Here is a 23,434-nt window from a genome sequence, read left to right as displayed (position 1 = left end):
ACTGCAACAACTACAAACAATCCCATCATGTCTGAACCACTGTATTTTCAAAAGCATGTCTTTTTCTGCATGAACCAACGCGACGATGGTCGGCCTTGCTGCGCTGATCGTGGCGCTCAGGCTGCGCAGGAACATGCAAAACGTCGGGTTAAACAACTCGATATGAATGGTCACGGAAAAATCCGTATCAATAAAGCTGGATGCCTGGATCGCTGCGAAGAGGGCCCAGTGATGGTGGTCTATCCGCAAGGCACCTGGTACACCTTTGTCGATCAATCTGATATTGATGAAATCATTGACGTCGATCTGATCGGTGGCGGTGTGGTCGAACGTTTGAAATTACCAAATACATGAATGCACAAACTGAACATTTTTTGATCACCGGTGTTGCTGGCTCATTACAATGCGCACTCGATTTACCTGATCCTGAAACACAGGGATTGCCAAAAGGATTAGCCCTAGTTGCCCATCCCCACCCTTTGTATGGTGGAACCATGGACAATAAAGTAGCGCAAACATTGGCACGTACCTTCACCGGACTGGGTTATGCCGCAGTCAGAATGAATTTCCGTGGTGTCGGCGAATCAGCCGGCACGCATGACGCGGGCATTGGTGAAACCGACGATATGGCTTTGCTACTCCAGCATATGCGTGAACGGTTTCCCGGATTACCTGTCGCTCTTGCTGGATTTTCTTTTGGTACCTTTGTTCAAGCCAGCCTACAACAACGTCTGATCGCAGAAAACAATGCCGCACAACGTTTAGTATTGGTCGGCGCTGCAGCCGGAAAATGGGCGATGCCGGACATCCCCGCAGATACAATTTTGGTTCATGGCGAGCTGGATGACACTATTCCGCTCTCTGCAGTACTCGACTGGCTACGTCCTCAGGACATTCCGGTGACGGTCATTCCTGGAGCTGACCACTTCTTTCACCGCCGTCTGCACCATATCAAACAGTTGGTCACTAGTTTGTGGGACAAGTCCTGATAAAACATCGAACTTAGCTCTACAACGATTCTCTCTTTTTTTGTTTTTATAAGCTGCATCCAATGAAAAAACTTCTCGCTATACTCGCCACCTCGATACTGACGATGTCAGTTGCGATGGCCCAATCTCTCCCGGCACCAACCATTGCGGCCAGATCCTGGCTACTGCTTGATGTGACTAGCGGTCAGATCATCGCCGCCCAAGAACCGGATATGCGCATCGAACCAGCATCGCTGACAAAAATCATGACGGCTTATCTGGTCTTTACTGCATTATCAGAAAAAAAACTGGACTTGAATCAAAGCGTTAATGTGTCGACACACGCTTGGAAAGTCGATTCAAGCAGTTCTAAAATGTTCATTGAGCCAAACAAACCAGTCACCATCAATGAATTACTGTACGGTTTGATTGTCGACTCTGGCAACGACGCTGCCGTTGCTTTAGCTGAAGCCGTGGCAGGTAGCGAAGAAGCCTTTGTAGTGCAAATGAATCGTCAGGCAGAACGTCTGGGGATGAAGTCCACACACTATGCGAACCCACATGGCCTACCTAGTCCAGAAAATTATGCAACGGCACGTGATCTGTCAACTTTAGCTTCACGACTGATCAGCGATTTCCCGGCATTTTATAAAACCTACTACAGCACCAAGAGCTATACCTACAACAAAATTACGCAGCCTAACCGTAACCGTTTGCTGTGGCTGGATCCTACAGTTGATGGCATGAAAACTGGTCACACAGAAACTGCGAAATATTGCCTGATCTCGTCAGCCAACCGCCCTAACGGTAGCGGTCAACGTCGCTTGATTTCTGTCATCACTGGCGCTGATAGTGATCAAATTCGTGCTCAAGAAAGTTTAAAGCTGTTGAACTGGGGCTATCTGAACTTTGACACCGTCAAACTATATGCCAAAGGTCAGACACTGGAGACGCCACAAGTCTGGAAAGGCTCACAAGCGCAAGTCAAAATCGGCTTTGATCATGATTTATATGTCACATTGCCAAAAGGCTCAGCAGCTAAACTGAAGCCAGCCTTGGAACGTAAAGACCCACTGATTGCGCCGATTGCATTGAACAGTAAAGTAGGCACAGTAAAAATGATGCTTGATGGAAAACCAGTGGCAGAATTTCCAGTAACGGCATTGGAACAAGTTGATCAGGCGAGTATTTTTGGGCGTGCCTGGGATTCGATACGATTGATGTTTAAGTAATTAAATTTACACTTAAAAAAACGACAGCTTAAAAAACTGTCGTTTTTTTTTGAAATATGGTGGCGTGAGCAGGGAGAGAAACCGATAGTGTAAATTTTGCAAAATTTACGTTTAATAGCGCACTTAAGATTAAGTTTTAAAAATAAAAAATGTTACGTTCGGATACATTTTATGATATTTTACTTTCTTTCTAAATTAGAAATAAAAATATTTAGAAAAATAGATTTGATTCTGCTTACGCAACTTCAAAGCTCATTACTTGGAAAAAATTGGTACTTTTCTACCTTTATCACTTTTTCAACCGGAGACATTATGAAATTAAATATTTTATTAGCAACAGTTATTATTAGTCTTACTGCTTGTGCTACGACTGAATCTGAACCAAAGCAGGTGAGCAAATCTAAAGATTGTGAAGAAGTTTTAGGAAGTCGAATTCGTCAGTGTGGACCGCAACGTACGCAAACAATGTCTGCGGATCAAGCTGCTGATATGATGAGAAATAGCGCTAACATTCCTAGCTCAGCAAGTATGGGCAGCAACAGATAAAAATTCATTGTCGCCGGATACGGGGCAAGACCGCTAAGTCCAATATTTACAGCTAAAGAACTTGGTGGTCTCGTTAAATTTCGACAACTGCTTAAATATGTTTAATTTGCATAAACCCTCCACGGGATTCATGCAAAAATGATTTCCTCACTCAACTGATGGAAACATTATCATGCTCGATCCTCTGGTCTACCTCAATGGTGCGTTGACACCTCTTTCTGAAGCAAAAATCCCTGTACTGGACCGTGGATTTATTTTTGGCGACGGGATTTATGAAGTCATTCCTGTATATGCACGAAAAATGTTTCGCGCTGAGCAACATCTCGCACGTTTATTCCGTAGTCTGAATGCGATAGGTATTACAAATCCGCATAGTAAAGAGGAATGGTTTTCCTTGATCAATCAAGTCATGGCAGCCCATGAGGCAGATGATCAAATGGTCTATATTCAGATCACGCGCGGTGTTGCCAAACGGGCACATGCGTTTCCCAAAGAGGCCACGCCTACCGTCTTCATCATGACCAATCCTATCGTGTTGCCGACAGCAGCAGCCCGTGAACAAGGTGTTGCTTGTGTCTCTATGGAAGACAAACGTTGGTTGCATTGCGAAATTAAATCGATTTCGTTGCTTGGCAATGTACTGGCAGCGCAAAATGCCGCCGAGCATGCAGTCACAGAAAGCATACAATTCAGAGATGACTATCTGACTGAAGCATCAGCCTCGAATGTATGGATAGTAAAAAACGGCGTAATGATGGGCCCACCAAAAGACAATTTGATCCTGGAAGGCATACGTTACGGCTTGATTCAAGAATTATGTGCTGAACTGAAAATTCCCCTGGAAGCCCGCCGCATTTCCCGGGAAGAAGTATTTGCCGCCGATGAAGTCATGCTTTCATCCGCCACAAAAGAAGTTCTTGCTGTCGTCCGGATTGACGATCAGACTATTGGAAATGGCGTACCTGGCCCCATCTACCAACAATTGTATAAGGCTTATCAGCAAGCCAAAGCGAACTGAACATTCTGCCATCCACATTCATTTCCCAATGTGAGCAACAGAATACTGCAAAGGAATTCATGCAATATTGCCACCTTCAGCAAAGGCCGTCTGGATCAAAGATGGTCTGCAGAAGGCAAAACCGGGCTGTTTCGGCGTTGTATGAAATCTTAGTGCGACTCTGACTAAAGAAATGGAAATAAAATGGAAATGAAACCTATCCCACCAGAAGAAAGTCTGATCGTTTATCCCAGCGAATTTCCGATCAAAATTATGGGCGCGATGCATGATGAATTTGCTCAAACGATGGTAGAAGTGGTTACGACGTATGATCCAACTTTTCATGCAGGTAAAATGGACATGCGCCCATCGAGTAAAGGAAGCTATCTGGCCTTAACCGTCACAGTATGGGCTACCAGCCGCGAGCAATTGGATAACTTGTATCGCGAGTTGTCGGCACACCCGATGGTCAAAGTGGTTCTTTAATCATACGGAAAAAAATCAAGTACAAAAAACAAACCCTGCTGCACGTCCATATTTGGCACGTGCAGCAGGGTTTGTTTTTAGGTCTGCTCAACTAATTTGTTAAGCCGTTAAAAATTCAATGAAGTTATGCGGTCAGGGTAAATAGCAAGGCCGCAGAAACAGCACCCAGCAATGGGCCAATGACAGGTACCCATGCGTACCTCCAATCACTGTCACGTTTGCCTGGGATAGGCAAAATTGCATGCATAATGCGCGGGCCCAAATCACGTGCAGGACTCATCGCATAACCGGTCGTACCGCCAAGAGAAACACCAATTCCCAGTACCAACAAACCCACCGGCAGGGCATTCATGGCACCCAACCCCACTTTAGGCGCCGCCATATTCAATACGGCATACACCAGCACAAAGGTCGCAATTGCTTCTGATGCCAGATTGCCAAACGTACCGCGAATCGCGGGACCGGTGCAAAATACAGCAAGCTTGCTGTCCTGACATGCGGTCTCCGCAAAATGTTTGTAATACACAACCCACACCAGAAACGCGCCCATCATACCGCCAGCCATTTGCGCCAAAATATAACCTGGCACTTGCGCCCAAGGAAATTTATCTGCGACAGCCAAAGCAATAGTTACTACAGGATTCAGATGACCTCCACTTGCGGCCGCAGTACAAAATACCGCCACAAAAACCGCCATCGCCCACCCTAAAGCGATCACCACCAGACCGCTATTAAAGCCCTTGGTTTTACTCAAAATCACGTTAGCGACAACGCCATTACCCAATAAAACCAAAATAGCAGTGCCGATAAATTCAGCAAATAAAGGATTCATTTTTCACTCTTTCTTTATACTTGAAAGTAAGCCACCACAGCTTGCCAGGCAAGCTGCTCTACACCAGGTCAACATAAACACAAACGTCGGCACCAGCGTTTTTCAGATGTCAACATTGCGCGACAACTAAGCTGATGCAACATAGCTTACTGCGGTGGACAGTATTATCTTTAGGCTTCGTCAGCCCACGCTTTGCTGGCATTGACCGCACGCTGCCATCCCTTCATGCAAGCATTCACTTCTGCTTGCGGCATCGCGGGTTGAAAGCGTTGATCCAATTTCCATTGGCTCTGGATTTCAGTTAAATCTTTCCAGTAACCAACGGCGAGTCCTGCCAAATAGGCGGCACCTAGTGCCGTGGTTTCTGTAATTTGCGGACGCACAACATCAACGCCCAACATATCGGACTGAAATTGCATCAGTAAATTATTTGCAACGGCACCACCGTCGACACGCAACTCCGCAATACGTCCACCAAGATCAGCTTCCATCGCTTTCAGAACGTCGACTGATTGATAGGCAATACTATCGAGTGCAGCTCGTGCAATGTGTGCAGAAGTTGTACCACGTGTCACACCGAACATCGTGCCGCGAGCACGCGGATTCCAATGTGGCGCACCCAGACCTGCAAAGGCTGGCACCAGATACACACCATCGCTGTGAGGAACACTTTTGGCCAAGGCTTCAATTTCTGAGGCGCTACGAATGATGCCCAGACCATCTCGTAACCATTGCACTACTGCCCCGCCAATAAAGATGCTACCTTCTAAAGCATAGTGAACCTGATTGCCGATTTTCCAGGCGATCGTCGTGACTAAATTATTTTTTGATTCAATTGGTTTTTCGCCGGTATTCATCACCAGGAAGCAACCCGTTCCGTAGGTGTTTTTGACCATGCCTGGTTCGACACACATTTGCCCGAATAAGGCGGCATGCTGATCACCTGCGATTCCTGCAAGCGGGATTTCTGATGCAAACAATGTAGTTTTAGTTTTACCGTAGACTTCTGAACAAGAACGCACTTCAGGCAACATACTGCGTGGAATTTTCAGGATATCGAGCAATTCTTCATCCCATTCCAAAGTATGAATATTGAACAACATCGTGCGCGAGGCATTCGTCACATCCGTGACGTGCAATGCTTGTTGAGAGAAATTCCAGACCAGCCAGGTATCAACGGTACCGAAGGCTAATTTCCCTTGATTCGCGAGTTCACGTGCACCTGGTACGTGTTCCAGAATCCAGCAAATCTTCGTCGCGGAAAAATACGAATCAATCGGCAAACCTGTTTTAGAACGGAATTTCTCTTCCAGACCTTGGGTTTTTAACTTGTCGCAAAATTCTGCTGTACGACGATCTTGCCAGACGATAGCGTTATACAAAGGGCGGCCTGTTTCTCTGTCCCACACGATCGTCGTTTCACGTTGATTGGTAATACCGATCGCAGCAATCGAACCACCCGCCAGACCAGCGTGTGCGACGGCTTCCGCAGCGACACCTGCCTGCGTTGACCAGATTTCTTGTGGATCATGTTCGACCCAACCCGGCTGCGGATAAATTTGTTGAAACTCTTTTTGTGCGACAGCAACCACACTACCAGTGCGATCAAATAGCACAGCACGAGAACTGGTTGTTCCCTGATCTAATGCAAGAATAAATTTGCCATCCATTTGCGTCTTCTCCATCTTGTCTCCGTTTTTAGATTTTTTAATTCGCCAATATTGACTGACGATTGGCTCGACTACTTGACTACCTGACTGCTGAGGTTGTTGAAACTGCTGCTAAGCTTGTTGCACCTGCCGCTGTTGCTGCAGTATTCGTTGAAACGGCTGACGGCACTTGACCTGCCGCTTCTAATAGGTGCGTTAACTTTTCCTGCAAAACCTGTACTGAAGAAGGTGTGGCGTGCAGACCTAATTTGCTTCGGCGCCACAAAATATCATCTGTTGTACGTGCCCATTCGCTCTCCACCAGATACCTCACTTCGGCTTCATACAAACCAGGGCTCAGTTGCTCGCCTAAGTCAGAAAGCGCACGACAGTCGCTCAACATGCGCAAAGCGCGGGTACCGTAACTGTGCGCATAACGTTCTGCAAGCGCCTTTGGCAGCCAAGGGTAATACGATTGAAAGCGCTGGAAAAATCCAGAAAAATCGGCATTCGGAATATCCCCGCCAGGCAAAGACGCATTTGCTGTCCATGCTGTTTTAGTGATTTTTAATGGTTGTTCAAACAGGTTAACTGCTTCCTCAGCAAGACAACGGAACGTGGTAATTTTTCCACCAAAGACGGACAGGATTGGTGCCTGGTCGTGTGCAGCGTCAAGCTCCAGATGATAGTCACGCGTCACTGCGGAAGGGTTCGAAGCATCTTCCTGTTCAAGCAAAGGCCGCACACCGGAATAGGTCCACAGCACATCCGCCGGTTTGATACTTTGTTTGAAATAGCGGTTTGCAGAATCACACAGATAGCTGACTTCATCTGAAGAGATTTTGACTTTACCCGGGTCACCTTTATATTCGAGATCCGTAGTACCGATAAGCGTGAATTCATGCTCATAAGGAATAGCAAAGATGATGCGCTTGTCAGGATTTTGAAAAATATAGGCATGATCGTGATCAAACATTTTTTTGACGACGATGTGGCTACCTTTCACAAGGCGTACATCATTTCTCGCCGTCTGATGTAAATGCTGATGCAATAATTCGCTTGCCCATGGCCCCGCTGCATTCACAATCGCTCGCGCAGAAACCTTGATTTCAATCTGCCCGTCTTTGACCAACGTAGCCTGCCACAAACCAGCCTCACGATGCGCCGACTGCAGCTTAGTGCGTGTCATAATCTTCGCGCCGCGTTCTTGGGCATCCATCGCATTTAACACGACCAAACGTGCATCATCGACCCATGCATCGGAATAGACGAAGCCTTTGTGCATACTATCTTGCAAGGGAACACCAAGCGCATGTTTATCTAAGTTCACGCCGCAAGATCCCGGCAGCAATTCGCGTCGGCTCAGGTGGTCATACAAAAAGAGGCCCATGCGTATCATCCACGCCGGGCGTAAATGCGGCACATGCGGCATCACAAAACGCAATGGCCAAATGATATGCGGTGCCGCTCGCAGCAATACTTCGCGTTCTTTCAACGCTTTACGCACCAGACCAAATTCATAATATTCGAGATAGCGCAAGCCACCATGGATCAGTTTGGTACTCGCTGATGAAGTGTGTCCGGCAAGGTCATCCTTCTCACACAATAAAACACGCAAACCGCGCCCGGCAGCATCACGTGCAATGCCAGCACCATTGATGCCGCCACCCACAACCAGTAAATCGTAATGTTGATCATTCGCCATGATGTCAGGCCGCCATTGCAATTAATAAATGATTAAAAAAATCGAAGAATTAGATGTTATTGAGATATTGATCATCAATTTTTTGTTTTAAATCGATCATAAATCACCAAACGAATAATTACAAGTTCGTTTTCGAACATTTTAACTTCACCCAAAAACCCTGTTCTTACCTCATCATTTCAGCATAGGTGCCAATACCAGTACCTGCTACATATAAAGAGTAAGGGGGGGGTTCAACCCATACGAAAATCCAAGCTCATCAATACACAGGGTTGCATCCGCCCTGCCCCTCACCCATATTTTTCTCTGAAACACGCTTGATACATGCTTCGATTACAATGCATATTTTCGTTTTCGAACATTTTCTCTTTCGTTGAAGGAAGCTTGTTACATGCCGACCACGCTACCGCCGTCATACAGCCAGACATCTACGCAAACACTCAATTTGCGACAACAAGAAATGTTGGCAAATGTTCAGAGAGAAGGTTTTGCTTCGGTGGAACAACTCGCCGCGCAATACCGGGTCACGCAACAAACCATACGGCGCGATATTAATTTGTTAGCCGATATGAATTTATTGCGACGTTTTCATGGTGGTGTCGGATTAACTTCCAGCGCCGAAAATATGGCGTACAACACGCGCCAGACTTTGCTATCTGAAGAAAAGCGCCGGATCGCCGCTTTGGTGGCGCGGCATATTCCCGATCAGGCAACCCTGTTTATTAACCTGGGCACAACCACGGAAGAGATTGCGCGCGCCTTGTGTCATCACCGCAATTTGCGTGTGATTACCAATAACATGAACGTTGCCAGCATCATGAGCAATTACCAAGATATTGAGGTGATTGTGACTGGTGGTGTGGTACGCCCGCGCGACGGTGGCTTAACCGGTGAAGCGGCAGTGGATGTGATTAATCAGTTTCAGGTCGACTTCGGCATCATCGGTATTTCTGGCATAGAAATGGATGGCACGCTGCGTGAATTTGACTACCGCGAAGTACGGGTTTCCGAGGCAATCATCAAACATTCGCGAACCGTATTTTTAGCGGCAGATCATTCCAAATTTGATCGCCCAGCCCTGGTCAAATTAGGACACTTATCGCAAATCGATGTGCTGTTTACCGATAAAGATGTGCCAGAACAAATGCATGCAACTTTTGACAAAATCAAAACAAAAATCATGCTTGCTTGATTTAGTCTGTGCGACCTAGCGTTTTATCAATGCCACTTCAGCTAATAACCATTCACGAAATGCTCTTACTTGCGGCTTCTTGAGTGACTGTTCCTGATACACCAGATGATATGAAACCGGGCTAGGGATTTCTACATCAAACAGTCTGACTAACTGACCACTTTCAATATCCGATTGCACGATGGCATGCCGCCCTAAAGCAATGCCCTGCCCGTCCACCGCTGCGCGTGCGAGAATCGATGCATCCTGATACACCAGGCCGCTGGTCGGCTCTTCATTATTTAAACCGGCAGCGCGAAACCATGGTTCCCACGGCTCTTCTTCGCAACGCAATAAATTGGACGCCGCCAGTTCAGCCGGGGTCATTGGCAAATTACCGCCGTGATAACGCGGGCTGACGACGGGGTAATAGTAATCACCCATCAAAAATTCAGAAACCAGACCCGGATAATTTCCAAGCCCAAAACGTATTCCGATATCAATAGAATCGCGCGAAAAATCCGCCAGTTGATTACTCGACTGCAAACTGACCTCTAAATCCGGATAGTGCTCAATAAAGCGCCCCAGACGTGGTGACAACCAACGCGCAGCAAATGAAGGCAATGACGTAACACCGAGACGTTTTTGTTGATTACGTTTTTGCAATTGTTCTGTGGCTTCGACCAAATTTTGCAGACACAATCGTATCGCTGCCGCGTACCGCTCGCCTTCGGCATTCAACACCAAGCGCTTACCATGCCGCGCAAACAATTCAACTTCCAACTCTTCTTCCAGTGCCCGTACCTGATGACTGACGGCACCGTGGGTCAAATGGATCTCTTCTGCCGCCTTAGAAAAATTCTGATGCCGTGCTGCCGCTTCAAATGCACGCAGTGCCGCTAAATTAGGCAGTTTTCTGATATCCATTTTTCATATATCTATCATCAAGAATACACATAACAATGTTAATTTTATTAGCAAGCAAAGCCAAAATTTCTCGTTTTGTTTCTGAATTACAAACGCCTACAATGCATACATCGCAATGCAGCATTGGATTTTCCCCTGAGATGTCAATTTTTTATTGATTTTTTGCTGCACAACAAGGAGCAAGGAAATGACAAATAATTTCGCAAACCCATCTTACACTATCACTGCTGGAAAAACACTTTCTGGCGTATCCCCTGTCGATCGTAAAGTCAGAGTCGTATGCGGTCGCGTCTGGCTGACCATTGCTGGTGAAGATTGTGATTTCTGGCTCACTGACGATGAAACCGTTGTCATTCCAGCCAATCGCATGGTGGTCGTAGAAGCCGATCAAAAAGCAAGTTTGATCGAATTGCAAACAGTGACCAGCCCGGTCGTCGTGCAACAACCAGAATTCGCAGTGTCTAATTACTTCCAAAAACTGTCTCAAAAACTGACACACGTCTTTGCTTAATGTTATTGAATCACACGACAACTGGCGAAACACGCTGGTTGTATGTGTTTATCCTCTGCGAAAAACCGCAGTCGCTGGTAAGGAATGTTAAACTAGCGGTCTATGCAAAACAGCACCTCTACTTCCACTACGCCCATCATTCTGCAGCGTGGCACTGAGCCTTATCAGCAGACCTTCGATGCGATGCGCGCCTTTACTGACGCGCGTGATGCCAATACGCCCAATGAATTCTGGATTGTCGAACATCCGCCGGTATTTACGCTGGGGTTGGGTGCCGATCAGTCGCACGTGTTGGCGGCGCATGATATCCCTGTGGTTCAAACTGACCGCGGTGGCGAAGTCACCTACCACGGCCCAGGTCAAGTTGTCATTTATCTCATGATGGACTTGCGTCGTAGCCACCCCAAAGCACGTTTATTTGCGCGGGAATTCGTTCACAAGATAGAACAAGCCGTGATCGATACGTTGGCAGCGTATAATCTGGCTGGCGAACGCAAAGAAGGCGCACCCGGCATCTATGTTAGTGATGGCGCATTTAAAGGCGCAAAAATTGCAGCGTTAGGCCTCAAAGTACGTGGTAACGGTTGCACCTACCATGGCGTATCCCTGAATGTGGACATGGATTTAGCGCCGTTTTCGTGGATTAACCCTTGTGGTTATGCCGGACTGGCAACGGTCGACATGAAAACTCTGGGCGTCCATGCTGCCTTAGCCGATGTACAAAACGCCCTCGCACAGAATTTGCAAGACTTATTGTCTGCACCCGATTGAATTTTTGAAATTTTTCGACACCGCTCCGTATCATGACAACCGAAAATACTCCTGTCTCTCCTGCTGACACCAGCAATGCGGCTACTGCCGCCTACGATCCGACTGAAAAGCAAAAAGGCGCGAGTAAGACTGCGCGTATTCCTATCAAGATTGTACCGATGGAACGTCTGCCGAAGCCAGACTGGATACGTGTCAAAGCCGGTTCGCCAACCACCCGTTTTTACGAAATCAAAGACATCCTGCGTGCCAATAAACTGGTGACGGTCTGTGAAGAAGCCTCTTGCCCGAACATTGGTGAATGCTTTGGTAAAGGTACTGCCACCTTCATGATCATGGGTGACAAATGCACCCGCCGCTGCCCATTCTGCGACGTGGGTCATGGCCGTCCTGATCCACTCGATGTCAATGAACCCGCCAATCTGGCAAAAACCATCGCTGACTTAAAACTCAGCTATGTTGTCATCACTTCTGTTGACCGCGATGATTTACGTGATGGCGGTGCCGCCCATTTTGCCGAGTGCATCAGCAAAATCCGCGAATTGTCTCCAATGACACGCATCGAAATTCTGACGCCAGATTTCCGCGGTCGTATGGATCGTGCTTTAGAAATTCTGAACATGGCACCACCAGATGTGATGAACCACAATCTGGAAACCGCACCACGCCTCTATAAAGAAGCACGCCCTGGTTCTGATTATGAATACTCTTTAAATCTGTTGAAACGCTTTAAAGAAATGCATCCGAATACACCGACCAAATCCGGCATCATGGTTGGCCTCGGTGAGACCGATGAAGAAGTCTTACAAGTCATGCGCGACATGCGTGCGCATAACGTTGACATGTTAACCATCGGCCAGTATCTGGCACCAAGTGGTCACCACTTGCCAGTGCGCCGCTATGTACATCCTGACGTCTTTAAAATGTACGAAGAAGAAGCCTACAAAATGGGCTTCGCCCACGCCGCCGTCGGTGCAATGGTTCGCTCCAGCTACCATGCTGACCAACAGGCGCATGGGATTGGTGAGTAATTGTCAAAGACTAACTGGCAATAATCAAATTAGACGAGTTGTGTGGAAGATCAGTAAGTGGTGAGACAAATCATTTACTGACAAGATAAGTCAATTAACGCCTTTAGTGGACTTTTCGAAAAAATCCTTTAATAACAATCACTTGCCATCAATTTTCGCCTTTCCGAAGGATGAAAATTTTTGGCGAATTGACTGGTTCGGCGAAGTTGCTTTCCCCAATCGACTGCTACGCCGAACCCAACCTTCCGTACTGGTGCACCTTTCGCGTGTACTAAATACTTCCTTTCAGAAAAATCCCGCTCTGCTCCTTGCCTCAGACTGCACATTTGCGTCGAGACAACGCAAGGTGTGGGTTTCCATCGGAACATTGCCTCTGCTGCGCATTGGCGACATCTGGCGAAATGGTCAGCTAGCAGCAACTCCAGATTACGAACTCGAACAATTTCTCAGCCTTGAGATCAACGCTGAAACTGCAGTTCTGGTTAAGGCGGGTTTAAATTTGGAAGAAAAGGGCTTTCTGCTACCACGCACAGAACACCCATGGCACATGGAATGCACGCAGTCGTATTGCCTGATGGTCGAGCTACAGGAAAATCTCCGGCTGATCATTCCGTGCATGGAGTTGATCCGATTCTATTTCGGCTCGTCCAGTAATCTGTTGACCAAGCTGTTCCTGCCACCACTGGTTCGCGATACGCTTTACAACAAATCCCATTTCGACAAGAACAGCGGCCGACTTACCTTACAGCTTGCTGCCGGTATCTCTGGCGTGTCTGCCGCCGACATCGGGCGCATACATATGGATCCGCATGCATGGAGAACCGCCGTACACGTCGGAGCATCGCTACTCAAAGGATCAGTATCCGGTCAAGGTGCGTATCCTCAGGCTTACTTTCCATTTGAAGGTCAGACGGATCTTATCGCCTCCGGAAAATGGCTGTCGTTCCAGGACGATCCGCGTGCCACGTTCATCGCCTACAGCCTACGCTCTTGCTCCTACCCGTTTCCATTTCGATCACTACGATATGACGTGAAAGATCGCAGTCCATCATCTGTCCGGAAAAATGGTCAAGAGAAAAATGAGTCAGGCGCGCGCATAGTGAGAAAGTCAGCAAGTGATTCGCCAGATCAGCAACTCATAGAAACAGATGCCTCGAACAAACTGACTAAACAAACTCGACCAGGATGGGGAGCTGCACGCTTCCCAGACCTCACACTGAAGACGATCTGGAGAAATCGAGTACTGTCGGAACCATCCGCAAATAATGTCTTTGGCGGCACTCGCCCAAGTGACGTTCAGCATTCTGCGGTAGGTAGCCAAGATTCAGAACGACGCGCCCGCCCTATTGATTTCGAAATACGCGCCAAACAGCAATCCGAATTTCCAGTGCCGGAATTTCTTCGCGCAATTGTCGACGAATTAGAGGTATTGGACGGCTTCAATATTCAGCTGCTAACGAATAGCGAGCAGGATGGCTGGACCATTCCTATTACAGTGCTGGTAAGCGAAGATGGGGAAATCGATGCAAGCTTATTTATCGAGAGGGGTGAAAATCGGTTACGCGAGAGGCGCGTGGCGGTATTCTCGGTGGAATACGAAACGGAATGCATAAAAATCGTCGCTGTTGAGTCGTCTCCAGTGCATATGAAACTGTATCTACCATCTAACGATGATGAAACAGATCTTGTGGAAACATTGGCCTGTGCTGCGTCCGATTTCATTTCAAGACCAGAACCAAAAACAGAAAATGCCTCACACTTGATTCGGTGGGTATTTGACACGCAATAGCCGCTAGAAAGCGGCACTTCGTTGCTTAGTTAGGATACGTTACGAGTATTGACTGCGATCAATCAGAATGGGCCTACAAAAACTTTAGAAAGGATCCGCTATGGAACCAACCTCTTTGATAAAGCGTGATGTTGATTTGAAATTGATGCAGTCACCAATCGAAATACAGAGACTTCGCGATGAAAAAAGTCCTGAGGATATCGATTACTTCGGACTTGGTGAGATCTGTCACGCAGATACATTCCATACCGTCAGCGATGAATCGGAATTGATTACACGAATTGAGAATTAATTGAATTCTTTTGAATCATTAAAGTTCTGCTATGTATTTGCTCGACAAACTCCAAATGCTTGTTATACGATCAATGGTATTGTGATTGTTTCTATAAAGAGGATCGAAGTATGTCAGAGACTGATTTAGTTACTGCCCCGAACACCGATGAAGAAGAAAAAAATATTGCCGCTGATACTCGTCCCACAAAAAAATTATTGATCGAAGGTATAACTCGAGATTTAACAGTTGAAGCTTGCATTTTCGACCTAATTGATAATTCGATCGACGCAAAAAAGGAAAACGATAGCGGCTTAATTGAAATCAAGTTTGACGGCAGTACCTTTAGCATTCAGGACTACGCTTCCGGCATTGGAATAAATGAAATGTCCGAAAGTACTCTGCGCTTCGGTGCGGTAACCTCACACGTGGACGGAATAGGAGCATTTGGCGTTGGGTTGAATCGGGCATTATTTAAGCTAGGCAAGGATGTATCCATCACAAGCGAAACAACCGACGAGAGGATCGAAGTAAATTGGAATGTTGTTGAGTATATGAACAACGATATTTGGGATATCCCAATTTCAGTAAAGTCAAAGCAAGGCTTGCAAGGAACGCTGGTCCAAGTCCATGCACTAACAGACGATGTAGCTTTAGCCTTCTCCGACTCTAAATGGAAAGGAAGTTTAATCGCGCAATTATCGAAACGTTACGGCTGTCTTATAAAGAATAAAGGATGCATCATTACTTTAAACGGCGCCCAAATTCCAGCATTAGTGCCCTCAATAAAAGAAAGTGTCCACTTCAAACCTTTAGAAACCCAATTTGTAAAAGATGGCGTATCGGTTGAAATAAAACTTGGGCGGCATCACTTGCACTTGTTCACGGGTGAGGATCCAGGTACAGAAAATGCGATCAAAATTCCTACCGAAGATTACGGCTGGACGGTTTACTGTAATGATAGAGCTATCCTTATAAATGAAATGACCCATAAGGTCGGATGGGATACTGAAAGACATTCACAACATTATGGTTTTGTTGGAATTGTGCATTTGAGAGGGGAGCCAAGACTCTTACCTTGGAGCACAAGTAAGGAAGATGTTGACTTACATAACGCCGTTTATGTGGATGCATTGAAACATATGAGAGATTACTCTTCGAAATGGAGATCATTCACGGATAAGGTAAAAAAGGGAAAAATAAATTTCCAAATTTCTACTGATCCAGAAAGGCAAGGGTCTTCTCAGTTATCACTGCTGCCTAGTGCAAATTCATCCAATGAAGCTGCAATCTCAGGCGATGCCGCTACTCAGGCAACATTAAATGGCAACCAGAACGCGTCAACGACTCATGGTGTTGCTGCTCAAGCCAATCAAGGAGTGGCTCCCAGCACAGATAAATATAACGTGCAAGAACACCCAAACCAATGGAATTATTTGTTCGGGCCAAATATCACAAGTCGAGTTCAATTTAAAATTCCTAGCACATCACCAAAATTGGTGGCGATCGTCAATGAATTGCAAAAGCTGGAGATTAAAAATTTCGCTTGTTCAACAATGCTGCTATTGCGTGTGTTTATTGAGGAAAGTTGCAAGTACTATAGCAGCAGACACCCAGGGGTAACTCAACTTGAGCATAAAGGGAGTTTGGCAAAGACTGTGAAATCGATTGTGCACTACATGGAGCAAAACAACATATTGACTGATGGCAATGAAATAGCAGCGATCAAAAGTATTTGTAGTCCAAGAGGCGAAGAAGTTATTTCGATCGAATACCTACAAAACAGTATTCATTCGAAAAGCAACTTTCTATCCGGTGAATTGATCCGCCCATTTTGGAGAGATATCCATCCCTTCATAAAAGCTTGCTACAAATAAATATTTACGTATCTTGCTTCTTAGAAAATAGTAACGCTCAAACCCAAGATTTTCAGGAGCAAAAACTTAGGGAGATCTTGCATGTAAATTACTCTATTTCTAGCCATTACGCTTGCGGGCGGAGCGTTCAATTTTTTGGTGCGATTTGATAGATAATTTCTTCTGAAGCAATTTTAAAATTGCTTCAGATACTATTGGCGACACGCTGTTTCCGATCATGCGAAAACTATGCCATTTCGCCGAGTGAAAACAAAACCAATCCGGAAAACCTTGCAGTCGTGCTGCTTCTCTTACTGTAATAACTCTAGCTGCTTCAGGATGCAACGGGCGAACCGCTTGATGACTGCCCTTGTCGACTCCAGTACCGGCTCGCAGCGTCGGGCACAATCCATTCCAAGCTAATTTCTTGGCTCTACTAACCTTATCGACCTCTCCCGGTTTCGTCGCCTCATAGCGTTGCTTAACTAAATCAGTATGAATCGTCTCAAAGTTACCAGACGTATAGCCACGAGCCAGCATCTCAATTGCTTCCGGCGATCCCATGTTTTCTGGCGGAGCCGAACGCATTTTAGCCGCATAAGAAGAGACACTCCCTATTTCCCGATATTTAGACCATCCTAAATTACCCTTATCCTTCGATTGGGGCACTGGCTCTGGAATATCTTGAATCGCGTCTTTTACGGTTACGCTTGGTTGCTGAGCAGCAATTAAGTCATCTTCAGTAATTTTTTCGAATATTTGTGCAACATATCCAATGACTACAACGCGTTTTCGTTTCGTCGGTACGCCGTATTTTGATGCATCTAATATTATAGGAGGTAGAATGGTGTATTTACGATCAGCTGTTGCAATGGCCTTTTGTAACTCCTCTATATTCCCTTCGTCGAGAAGTCCTTCAACATTTTCCATCACGAAGAAACTTGGTTGAATTATATTTATCGTTCGAAAAAAATGATAAAGCAATGACCTTCTCGGATCATTAACGTCACCTTTACCCATTCGGCTGTAGCCTTGGCATGGTGGGCCTCCTATGACGCCATCAATTTTTTCATCCCCAAGAATTAAGTGCCATGCGTCCTTATCCATCTTGGATAAATCTCCATTTAGGACGCGGGTTTTGGGAAAGTTAAGACGATAAGCCGACTGGAGAGTAGTGTCTATGTCAACTGCAGCTACAACGTCGAATTCGGCTTGCTTTGCGCCCAATCCGAAACCGCCGCATCCGCAAAACAAATCGACTATTTTAAGTTTTTTTTCCATGTTAACTCTCCATTTTAACAGCTTTCAGCATTGTTTCACAAACACTAAAAAAAGCGATCGCTAAATGAAAATAATCATGATATGCCATCTACCTTTCGAAGAATTTGCTGCATCGTTAGTCATGACCTATAGATTGGATTCAATTTCTATTTTGCCAAAATTAAAATGGAGTAAGTAGATATCGCGCGTACAATCGTCGTCTCAAAATATCCTATAAAGCGAAGCGCAGCTGGGTAGATTTTAAGCTTCAGATATCTAGGAGTATCTCATGGGACATTCGTAGTCTACTTATTTCGCGGCTCTGTACTGACCAATACATTTCCTCATAACCTTGTACTGCGACAAAAAATTGCAACATATCGTCGCATATATAGTAAAACTCGTCCTGATTAAGGTTGCGCACCTGAGCATCATCCAGGAGTATCCCGTAAAGATATGCAATTTCGTCTTGATCATCCCCTCCTTTAGCATTTAGCGGCTCGTTAATATCTGGATGGCCATTGAATTCTGCATGTATCGTCCGGTGGCAGGTATGACATAGAGTAATGCCATTTCCTAGTTCAAAGCATCCCTTCGGGTAGGTGACTTTGCGAAAAATGTGATGCGCTTGAGTTTTCTCGGACGACTTACAACGAACACATTGCAACAGATCTCGAGCACGTATGTATCGACTCCACAGCGTCAAGCACCAATGTCTACTCCGCCCCTGCCTTATGGCATCCAATAACTTCTTTTTGAGTCTCAGAAGCTGATCAAGGTTTTCTTTATTCATACGGTTCCAATATAACAATATTTTGATGAAGCGTAGGCTGGGTTCTTTTCAAATACACAAAAATCTTATTACGTATTTTTAAAAAAAATAAAAATTTTTTATATGATTGCATTTCTTAGAATTACCCATTTTCCAGTTCATTTATCACGCCAATTAGAAAACTTCTCGGCAATGAATTTGTAATACATCGGCGGATCATCAAAATCCTTCAGTAGCAAGTTATAACGTACAGCCTTAGCACGCCAAGCAGCAGTAAGTCGTGGTTCCAAATCGACCATAAGCCAGCCAACCAACTGCAATAAGTGATGCCGTTCCTGTATAGTCCGCATTTCAAAAGGGATATGCCCGCCTATCAATTCAATATCTGGCACTCCAATTTGATCCAACACGAACTCCCTTAAATGCGCATGCTTGTATCGCGTAGTCATAATTCTGCATAACTGATGCATCACTGCGAAGTGTCCCAAATCCCACTCTGACTCCAGTACCTCGTCATGCTCGAATTGGCGACACGCTTCGAGCAATAATGAAGATGTGTCCGCATCGTAGACAATCGGATTTGCCGGTACCGCTTCCCTAAAATCAAATTGGCACGAGTGACAATACGACAGCGGTGCGACATCAATGGCCTCAGCTCCAGCCATATCAAGACGATGAAAGGCAACCGCGGCACCGCAATGCGGGCACCGATCGAAAAGCATGGTGCCGTGTGTGCTGCAAACGGTATTTAACGCAATTCGCCAGTGCTTTCTAAAATAGGGAATTTCGTCTTCAGCCAAACATGTAGGACAAAATTGCAAACCATATCCTTGGCGCGTCCGGTGATATACCTTGAGCGCAAGGATCCACCTCAAGGTACTGGATAAACGAAATTTGGGATAAAGAATGCCTTCGTAAGGGTGCAAGGTCGTTCCCCATGCCGTCTCAGGCGAAGTTCCTGTGCGCAGAATGAGTTCGTCGACTAACCATGCCGGAGCTAATCGATCAACATCCCGATTCCAAACTTGACGCCGATTACCGAACATCAGGTTGCAGAATGTTTGTACCTTTAGACCATGCCCATGCGCCAGGCGCACCAGCCAACACGAGAGCAATTCATCCGGAAACGGCTTATAACGTATTGGCCACAACGGTGAAGTGAAGCCACGCATTGCGGTCAGTGACGCCGATATTGCTTGCGCTTGGAAGGCGGAACCCATTGCAGCGCATTTACCCTGTCAAGCGTGATACGTTCTTCCTTGCTACGAATAGCATCAACAGCCAGCTCCTTGACCAGGTCGCACATATCGCCCAACGTTCCCTCGCTGCGGGTATGGATGGCCAGCATCGTCGCCGGATCCTTCAAATTCGATGCCAGTCTGAGAGGCATACGCATTTCGAGTGTTGCCAGGAGAGAGCCAAATTCATTGTTGGCCTTCCAGAGTGGCAGCTCTTCTGGGGTGAAACGGCTCGACATCTGCGGATCGGTATTGAAAGCATTGTAGGCGTCCTCAATACCAGCAGCGACGATCGTCACCATGGTTTCATTACCAAGGCTCTTCAACGCATTGCGAAATTCCTGCTGTCGATTCAGGCTACCTGCGATCAAATGATGAATCTCGTCAACGATCAGCATTTTCACTTCCATCTGGCGAAACAGTCGCTTGATCTGCGAATACTTCTCTGACACCGAGGCTGTCGGCTTGTAAGGTGTCATGAGCACATCCAGAATGCGCGTATAAAAATCAGAAATATCCGGCTTTGGTGGAGACTCGACCATAATGACCGGACAAATTGTGACTTCATTGGTAGGATCCAGATCAGGTTGATGCAGCGACAAAAATCGCTGGAGGATCGATGTCTTTCCGTTGAACGATGGTGCGACTAGCAGCATGTTCGGCATACGTGTGATGCGCGGATAGTTCAACAGATCTTCCATCTTGGCGAGAATGCGTTTGGCATCCTTATAGCCGAGCCAGGTTCCCTCGCGAATAGCGTAGATACGCTCTTCGTCGCTGCGTTCAACCAACGCTTTTGCTGTTTCATTCAGATGAAAATAGTCGCTCGCCGTCGGCTTCATTCGTCATCCAATGGGATTACTGCATCAGGATCATAGCCGCGGACTGAAGGAGGTAATCCACTTGGAAGTGAGCTGCTTACGGTCGGCAGGTTTTCAGCAGTCACTTTGCGTGCTTCAACGTGCAATGTTCGGCGCTGTTGGGCTCGTCTGGCGGATTTTGTTTTTGCCGCGGCATCTTCTTCAATTTTGCGTTGCTCATTAATTAATGCGAACACCGCTTTTTCGTTCTCGTGTGGAATACCTCTTTCATCAGCGCGGCGATGCCCATCGCGTAGCTCCCAAATACTGACTGGAGGCAAACTGGTATCACGATATGGAATAGCACAGTAACGTCCAACGAGCTCGTCGAAAAAATACAAGGTGCTTATATCCCTCGGATCTCGGTGAAACCGGAACTTACGACGATGGCCTTTAAATTCTGGATGTTCCGCATTAATCCAGGGACGAAGTACATCGTGGTAGTAATGAACATCATCAATCAGAACGCCGTAATTTTGGACAGTTCGCTCTAAGAATGGCATAAAATCTATGCGCATTTTCTCTTCATCTAAACGCCGAGCAGGCAAACCTCGCCCAGGTTTACCTTTCGTTCCGAGCAGACCTTCCTTCCACTTAACCAATGGTGGCATACCGATTCCTGAGTGACGTTTCCGATGGTAAGCCGCAAAGAACAACACAAGCCAACGTTCAAGTTCACTGAAGGTCATACATGCATTCCCTTCAGCGTCGTACTCTCCCTTTTCGTCTGGTCCTGAAAATGTCGCGCCCTTCACCGTCTTTAGCCCTTCGGAAACCGTGCCCATCAACCTTTCGATATGCGCGCCATAGCGAGGCTTTTTGACAGGACGTAAATGCAGATCGATATCGTATTCTTTGCATGCAACGCTCAGCATATTGCCGCGAAACTCGCGTGCATTATCCATGTGCAATACGCTCATCGTCCCCCAGCACGGCCAGTCGGTCGACGTGATATGTAAACGTGCCAGCCATTTCTCTTTTGCAAGAATCGCATGTGCAATGCACATGCCAGCAGACATGGCGGAAGGGGCATCAAGCGACAAATGCATACCGAGACAAACACGCGAGTTGACATCGATCGCCAACGTGATCCAGACGCGTTTAATCGATTTTCGGTGTATGTCATCGACGATAATGACAGGCAGCTCAGTATGATCGATCTGTACCATGGCCAGCGGCCAGTCGGCATCGGGAATCTGTCCCTTGATGGGGTCGAACTGGTCGTGTGCGGCCGCCATACCTTTACGTTTTGCAATCCGCTCACGCCCCATGGTTTGTTCAAGGCGATTACGAATCGTATTTGCTGCCGGCAAATTCAAATTTGCATTGGAGCAGCGCCGGCGGATTTCTGTGATCGTTGCAGCGGTCGACGGGCTTTGATCCGTATCATGAAAGTTCTCAATGCAGTCCTCAATAATTGCCTCGACCTCGGGAGATAAGCGCGATGGCCGCTTTCCCCCTTTACCTCCTGGATTCAGAATCAACGACGATAGCAAGCCTGTTTCCCTAAATGTAGCTAACCATCTGTAAATCGTTGCACGACTCACGCCGGCCGCAGCTGCCGCTTGGTCGGCAAGAGCATTCGATTTTTGATAGTCATTCCTGAGCAGAGGTTCTATATGTCGACGACGTTCCTCGGCAACTGCCCAATCCTCTTCCGACACGACAGCCAATTCCTTGGCAACGGCTTGAGGTGCCTTGGCTTCGCCTATCTTCTTTGGTGGCCCTATATCGCCAATCTTCAACAGCACTTTCTCATTGGAACCGACTTCTTTTGCCAAGACCAAGTTGATGTCCGCAAGCGAAACAATGATGTAGTCGCGACCGTTGTTGGTGATCGTTGCGCCTTCGGTAATCCAAAGCAGCGTGCGTTCCTGTTTACTCATATAACGTCCTCAGGCAACTGGAGCACTGTATCGTTATTGATGGGTTGATCCCAGTCAGTAAGCAAACCTCGTGTGACGACCGCATGCCAGATAATAGGAAGCCAGTGCAGTCGGTCGTCATCGGTTACGGCAAGTCGCTCAAGTAGACTCTCGACGGAGGAAAGACCGCCATTTCCCCGCACGATTTGGATCAACCCCAAACTATCTTGATTCGCCGGTTCAATATTGCGGTATTCGCGCAGAAATTTGAGATTTGCCAGCAGCGGCGTTCGGATATCAACTTGCGTTGTTATCCGAAATTCCCACCCGCATTCGGATGCATATTCTTCTGCCAACGCAAATTTGGGGGCATATTTTTGTGCGTTGCGCTGGAGGTCGTCGGTGTGCTTGACCTCGGTAAGTAAGGATTTGGGAATTTTTCCGGATATCGGGTCTGGATGGTAATGAACTAAAACGTCAGGAACATATCCCTTGGGAATTCCTGGAACGGCAATGGTGACTGGCTGCGGTTCGAATCGTAAGACGCGTTCGTCGAACTCCAAGAGTAGCATGTATTCTTTTTCGAGAAGAGATTCGAAGGCATCCATCTGGTCGTTCTTGCAGCTGGCAAAGCTACCGGTCACGACCAGGTGGTTTTTGGGAATTTTACGTATAGGCATATACCTCCGGGGAGCGTAAA

22 protein-coding genes are annotated in these 23,434 nt (G+C 46.6%); 13 read left to right on the top strand and 9 right to left on the bottom strand.

Annotated elements, in window-relative coordinates:
* Nucleotides 1-27: 27 nt before the first annotated feature.
* The 6 genes from ACO0KY_RS01415 to ACO0KY_RS01390 all read left to right on the top strand — a co-directional run bounded on the left by ACO0KY_RS01415 (nt 28) and on the right by ACO0KY_RS01390 (nt 4,229).
* Nucleotides 28-354, top strand: a complete 327-nt coding sequence (locus ACO0KY_RS01415) for a (2Fe-2S) ferredoxin domain-containing protein (RefSeq protein ID WP_186913915.1) — start codon at nt 28-30, stop codon at nt 352-354.
* On the top strand, nt 351-989 hold the full coding sequence (locus tag ACO0KY_RS01410) for an alpha/beta hydrolase (protein ID WP_423043640.1): 639 nt from the start codon (nt 351-353) through the stop codon (nt 987-989). The genes ACO0KY_RS01415 and ACO0KY_RS01410 overlap by 4 nt, the downstream gene beginning before the upstream one ends.
* Nucleotides 990-1,051: 62 nt before the next feature.
* Complete coding sequence (locus tag ACO0KY_RS01405; protein WP_423043638.1) at nt 1,052-2,200, top strand: D-alanyl-D-alanine carboxypeptidase family protein; 1,149 nt, start codon at nt 1,052-1,054, stop codon at nt 2,198-2,200.
* A gap of 171 nt (nt 2,201-2,371) precedes the next feature.
* The gene (locus tag ACO0KY_RS01400; RefSeq protein WP_423043636.1) at nt 2,372-2,746 is read left to right on the top strand and encodes a hypothetical protein; all 375 of its coding nucleotides are present in this window, start codon (nt 2,372-2,374) and stop codon (nt 2,744-2,746) included.
* Between the two features lie 172 nt (nt 2,747-2,918).
* Nucleotides 2,919-3,764 carry a D-amino acid aminotransferase gene (locus tag ACO0KY_RS01395; protein ID WP_423043634.1) on the top strand — a complete coding sequence of 282 codons (846 nt, stop codon included), beginning with the start codon at nt 2,919-2,921 and terminating at the stop codon, nt 3,762-3,764.
* 189 nt (nt 3,765-3,953) lie between these two features.
* Complete coding sequence (locus tag ACO0KY_RS01390; RefSeq protein ID WP_423044136.1) at nt 3,954-4,229, top strand: DUF493 family protein; 276 nt, start codon at nt 3,954-3,956, stop codon at nt 4,227-4,229.
* A 124-nt stretch (nt 4,230-4,353) separates the two neighbouring features.
* Here ACO0KY_RS01390 and ACO0KY_RS01385 read toward each other — a convergent pair whose 3' ends face one another.
* The 3 genes from ACO0KY_RS01385 to glpD form a co-directional block, all read right to left on the bottom strand.
* Nucleotides 4,354-5,061, bottom strand: coding sequence for an MIP/aquaporin family protein (locus ACO0KY_RS01385; RefSeq protein WP_423043632.1), 708 nt, complete (start codon nt 5,059-5,061; stop codon nt 4,354-4,356).
* Nucleotides 5,062-5,231: 170 nt separating this feature from the next.
* The gene (gene glpK, locus ACO0KY_RS01380; RefSeq protein WP_423044134.1) at nt 5,232-6,731 is read right to left on the bottom strand and encodes a glycerol kinase GlpK; all 1,500 of its coding nucleotides are present in this window, start codon (nt 6,729-6,731) and stop codon (nt 5,232-5,234) included.
* Nucleotides 6,732-6,810: 79 nt separating this feature from the next.
* Nucleotides 6,811-8,415 (bottom strand): glycerol-3-phosphate dehydrogenase, encoded by a 1,605-nt coding sequence (gene glpD / locus ACO0KY_RS01375; protein WP_423043630.1) that lies wholly within the window; start codon nt 8,413-8,415, stop codon nt 6,811-6,813.
* Between the two features lie 391 nt (nt 8,416-8,806).
* On the opposite strand from glpD, the gene ACO0KY_RS01370 reads away from it, so the two are divergent.
* Complete coding sequence (locus ACO0KY_RS01370; RefSeq protein ID WP_186913908.1) at nt 8,807-9,607, top strand: DeoR/GlpR family DNA-binding transcription regulator; 801 nt, start codon at nt 8,807-8,809, stop codon at nt 9,605-9,607.
* Nucleotides 9,608-9,622: 15 nt separating this feature from the next.
* On the opposite strand, the gene gcvA is transcribed toward ACO0KY_RS01370, so the two are convergent.
* Nucleotides 9,623-10,513, bottom strand: coding sequence for a transcriptional regulator GcvA (gcvA, locus tag ACO0KY_RS01365; protein WP_186913907.1), 891 nt, complete (start codon nt 10,511-10,513; stop codon nt 9,623-9,625).
* Nucleotides 10,514-10,700: 187 nt separating this feature from the next.
* On the opposite strand from gcvA, the gene ACO0KY_RS01360 reads away from it, so the two are divergent.
* The 6 genes from ACO0KY_RS01360 to ACO0KY_RS01335 all read left to right on the top strand — a co-directional run bounded on the left by ACO0KY_RS01360 (nt 10,701) and on the right by ACO0KY_RS01335 (nt 16,760).
* On the top strand, nt 10,701-11,024 hold the full coding sequence (locus tag ACO0KY_RS01360) for a DUF2917 domain-containing protein (protein WP_186913906.1): 324 nt from the start codon (nt 10,701-10,703) through the stop codon (nt 11,022-11,024).
* 102 nt (nt 11,025-11,126) lie between these two features.
* Nucleotides 11,127-11,795 carry a lipoyl(octanoyl) transferase LipB gene (gene lipB, locus ACO0KY_RS01355; RefSeq protein ID WP_186913905.1) on the top strand — a complete coding sequence of 223 codons (669 nt, stop codon included), beginning with the start codon at nt 11,127-11,129 and terminating at the stop codon, nt 11,793-11,795.
* Between the two features lie 32 nt (nt 11,796-11,827).
* A complete protein-coding gene (gene lipA, locus ACO0KY_RS01350; protein WP_422990991.1) occupies nt 11,828-12,823 on the top strand; it encodes a lipoyl synthase in 996 nt (331 codons plus the stop codon).
* A 142-nt stretch (nt 12,824-12,965) separates the two neighbouring features.
* Nucleotides 12,966-14,612 (top strand): hypothetical protein, encoded by a 1,647-nt coding sequence (locus ACO0KY_RS01345; RefSeq protein WP_423043626.1) that lies wholly within the window; start codon nt 12,966-12,968, stop codon nt 14,610-14,612.
* A gap of 100 nt (nt 14,613-14,712) precedes the next feature.
* Nucleotides 14,713-14,904, top strand: a complete 192-nt coding sequence (locus ACO0KY_RS01340) for a hypothetical protein (protein ID WP_423043624.1) — start codon at nt 14,713-14,715, stop codon at nt 14,902-14,904.
* A gap of 110 nt (nt 14,905-15,014) precedes the next feature.
* The gene (locus tag ACO0KY_RS01335) at nt 15,015-16,760 is read left to right on the top strand and encodes an ATP-binding protein (RefSeq protein ID WP_423043622.1); all 1,746 of its coding nucleotides are present in this window, start codon (nt 15,015-15,017) and stop codon (nt 16,758-16,760) included.
* A 99-nt stretch (nt 16,761-16,859) separates the two neighbouring features.
* Here the strand turns inward: ACO0KY_RS01335 and ACO0KY_RS01330 are convergent, their stop codons facing one another.
* From ACO0KY_RS01330 to ACO0KY_RS01310, 5 genes are all read right to left on the bottom strand, one after another.
* A complete protein-coding gene (locus ACO0KY_RS01330; RefSeq protein ID WP_423043620.1) occupies nt 16,860-18,020 on the bottom strand; it encodes a DNA cytosine methyltransferase in 1,161 nt (386 codons plus the stop codon).
* 909 nt (nt 18,021-18,929) lie between these two features.
* Nucleotides 18,930-19,991: a TniQ family protein gene (locus ACO0KY_RS01325; protein WP_423043618.1), complete on the bottom strand. Its 1,062-nt coding sequence runs from the start codon at nt 19,989-19,991 to the stop codon at nt 18,930-18,932.
* The gene (locus ACO0KY_RS01320) at nt 19,949-20,851 is read right to left on the bottom strand and encodes a TniB family NTP-binding protein (protein WP_423043616.1); all 903 of its coding nucleotides are present in this window, start codon (nt 20,849-20,851) and stop codon (nt 19,949-19,951) included. Before ACO0KY_RS01320 ends, ACO0KY_RS01325 begins: the two co-directional genes overlap by 43 nt.
* Nucleotides 20,848-22,755, bottom strand: coding sequence for a helix-turn-helix domain-containing protein (locus ACO0KY_RS01315; protein WP_423043614.1), 1,908 nt, complete (start codon nt 22,753-22,755; stop codon nt 20,848-20,850). The genes ACO0KY_RS01320 and ACO0KY_RS01315 overlap by 4 nt, the downstream gene beginning before the upstream one ends.
* Complete coding sequence (locus ACO0KY_RS01310; RefSeq protein ID WP_423043612.1) at nt 22,752-23,414, bottom strand: TnsA endonuclease N-terminal domain-containing protein; 663 nt, start codon at nt 23,412-23,414, stop codon at nt 22,752-22,754. Before ACO0KY_RS01310 ends, ACO0KY_RS01315 begins: the two co-directional genes overlap by 4 nt.
* Between the last annotated feature and the right edge of the window lie 20 nt (nt 23,415-23,434).

Source organism: Undibacterium sp. Dicai25W, from assembly GCF_049340505.1.
Lineage (GTDB): Bacteria > Pseudomonadota > Gammaproteobacteria > Burkholderiales > Burkholderiaceae_D > Undibacterium > Undibacterium jejuense.
This window is presented reverse-complemented; position numbering and strand designations above follow the sequence as displayed.

Bases quoted from the DNA above. Each gene is read 5' to 3' on its own strand.
- ACO0KY_RS01415 (WP_186913915.1), top strand. From the start codon at position 28: ATGTCTGAACCACTGTATTTTCAAAAGCATGTCTTTTTCTGCATGAAC.
- ACO0KY_RS01410 (WP_423043640.1), top strand. From the start codon at position 351: ATGAATGCACAAACTGAACATTTTTTGATCACCGGTGTTGCTGGCTCA.
- ACO0KY_RS01405 (WP_423043638.1), top strand. From the start codon at position 1,052: ATGAAAAAACTTCTCGCTATACTCGCCACCTCGATACTGACGATGTCA.
- ACO0KY_RS01400 (WP_423043636.1), top strand. From the start codon at position 2,372: ATGATATTTTACTTTCTTTCTAAATTAGAAATAAAAATATTTAGAAAA.
- ACO0KY_RS01395 (WP_423043634.1), top strand. From the start codon at position 2,919: ATGCTCGATCCTCTGGTCTACCTCAATGGTGCGTTGACACCTCTTTCT.
- ACO0KY_RS01390 (WP_423044136.1), top strand. From the start codon at position 3,954: ATGAAACCTATCCCACCAGAAGAAAGTCTGATCGTTTATCCCAGCGAA.
- ACO0KY_RS01385 (WP_423043632.1), bottom strand. From the start codon at position 5,061: ATGAATCCTTTATTTGCTGAATTTATCGGCACTGCTATTTTGGTTTTA.
- glpK (WP_423044134.1), bottom strand. From the start codon at position 6,731: ATGGATGGCAAATTTATTCTTGCATTAGATCAGGGAACAACCAGTTCT.
- glpD (WP_423043630.1), bottom strand. From the start codon at position 8,415: ATGGCGAATGATCAACATTACGATTTACTGGTTGTGGGTGGCGGCATC.
- ACO0KY_RS01370 (WP_186913908.1), top strand. From the start codon at position 8,807: ATGCCGACCACGCTACCGCCGTCATACAGCCAGACATCTACGCAAACA.
- gcvA (WP_186913907.1), bottom strand. From the start codon at position 10,513: ATGGATATCAGAAAACTGCCTAATTTAGCGGCACTGCGTGCATTTGAA.
- ACO0KY_RS01360 (WP_186913906.1), top strand. From the start codon at position 10,701: ATGACAAATAATTTCGCAAACCCATCTTACACTATCACTGCTGGAAAA.
- lipB (WP_186913905.1), top strand. From the start codon at position 11,127: ATGCAAAACAGCACCTCTACTTCCACTACGCCCATCATTCTGCAGCGT.
- lipA (WP_422990991.1), top strand. From the start codon at position 11,828: ATGACAACCGAAAATACTCCTGTCTCTCCTGCTGACACCAGCAATGCG.
- ACO0KY_RS01340 (WP_423043624.1), top strand. From the start codon at position 14,713: ATGGAACCAACCTCTTTGATAAAGCGTGATGTTGATTTGAAATTGATG.
- ACO0KY_RS01335 (WP_423043622.1), top strand. From the start codon at position 15,015: ATGTCAGAGACTGATTTAGTTACTGCCCCGAACACCGATGAAGAAGAA.
- ACO0KY_RS01330 (WP_423043620.1), bottom strand. From the start codon at position 18,020: ATGGAAAAAAAACTTAAAATAGTCGATTTGTTTTGCGGATGCGGCGGT.
- ACO0KY_RS01325 (WP_423043618.1), bottom strand. From the start codon at position 19,991: ATGGGTTCCGCCTTCCAAGCGCAAGCAATATCGGCGTCACTGACCGCA.
- ACO0KY_RS01320 (WP_423043616.1), bottom strand. From the start codon at position 20,851: ATGAAGCCGACGGCGAGCGACTATTTTCATCTGAATGAAACAGCAAAA.
- ACO0KY_RS01315 (WP_423043614.1), bottom strand. From the start codon at position 22,755: ATGAGTAAACAGGAACGCACGCTGCTTTGGATTACCGAAGGCGCAACG.
- ACO0KY_RS01310 (WP_423043612.1), bottom strand. From the start codon at position 23,414: ATGCCTATACGTAAAATTCCCAAAAACCACCTGGTCGTGACCGGTAGC.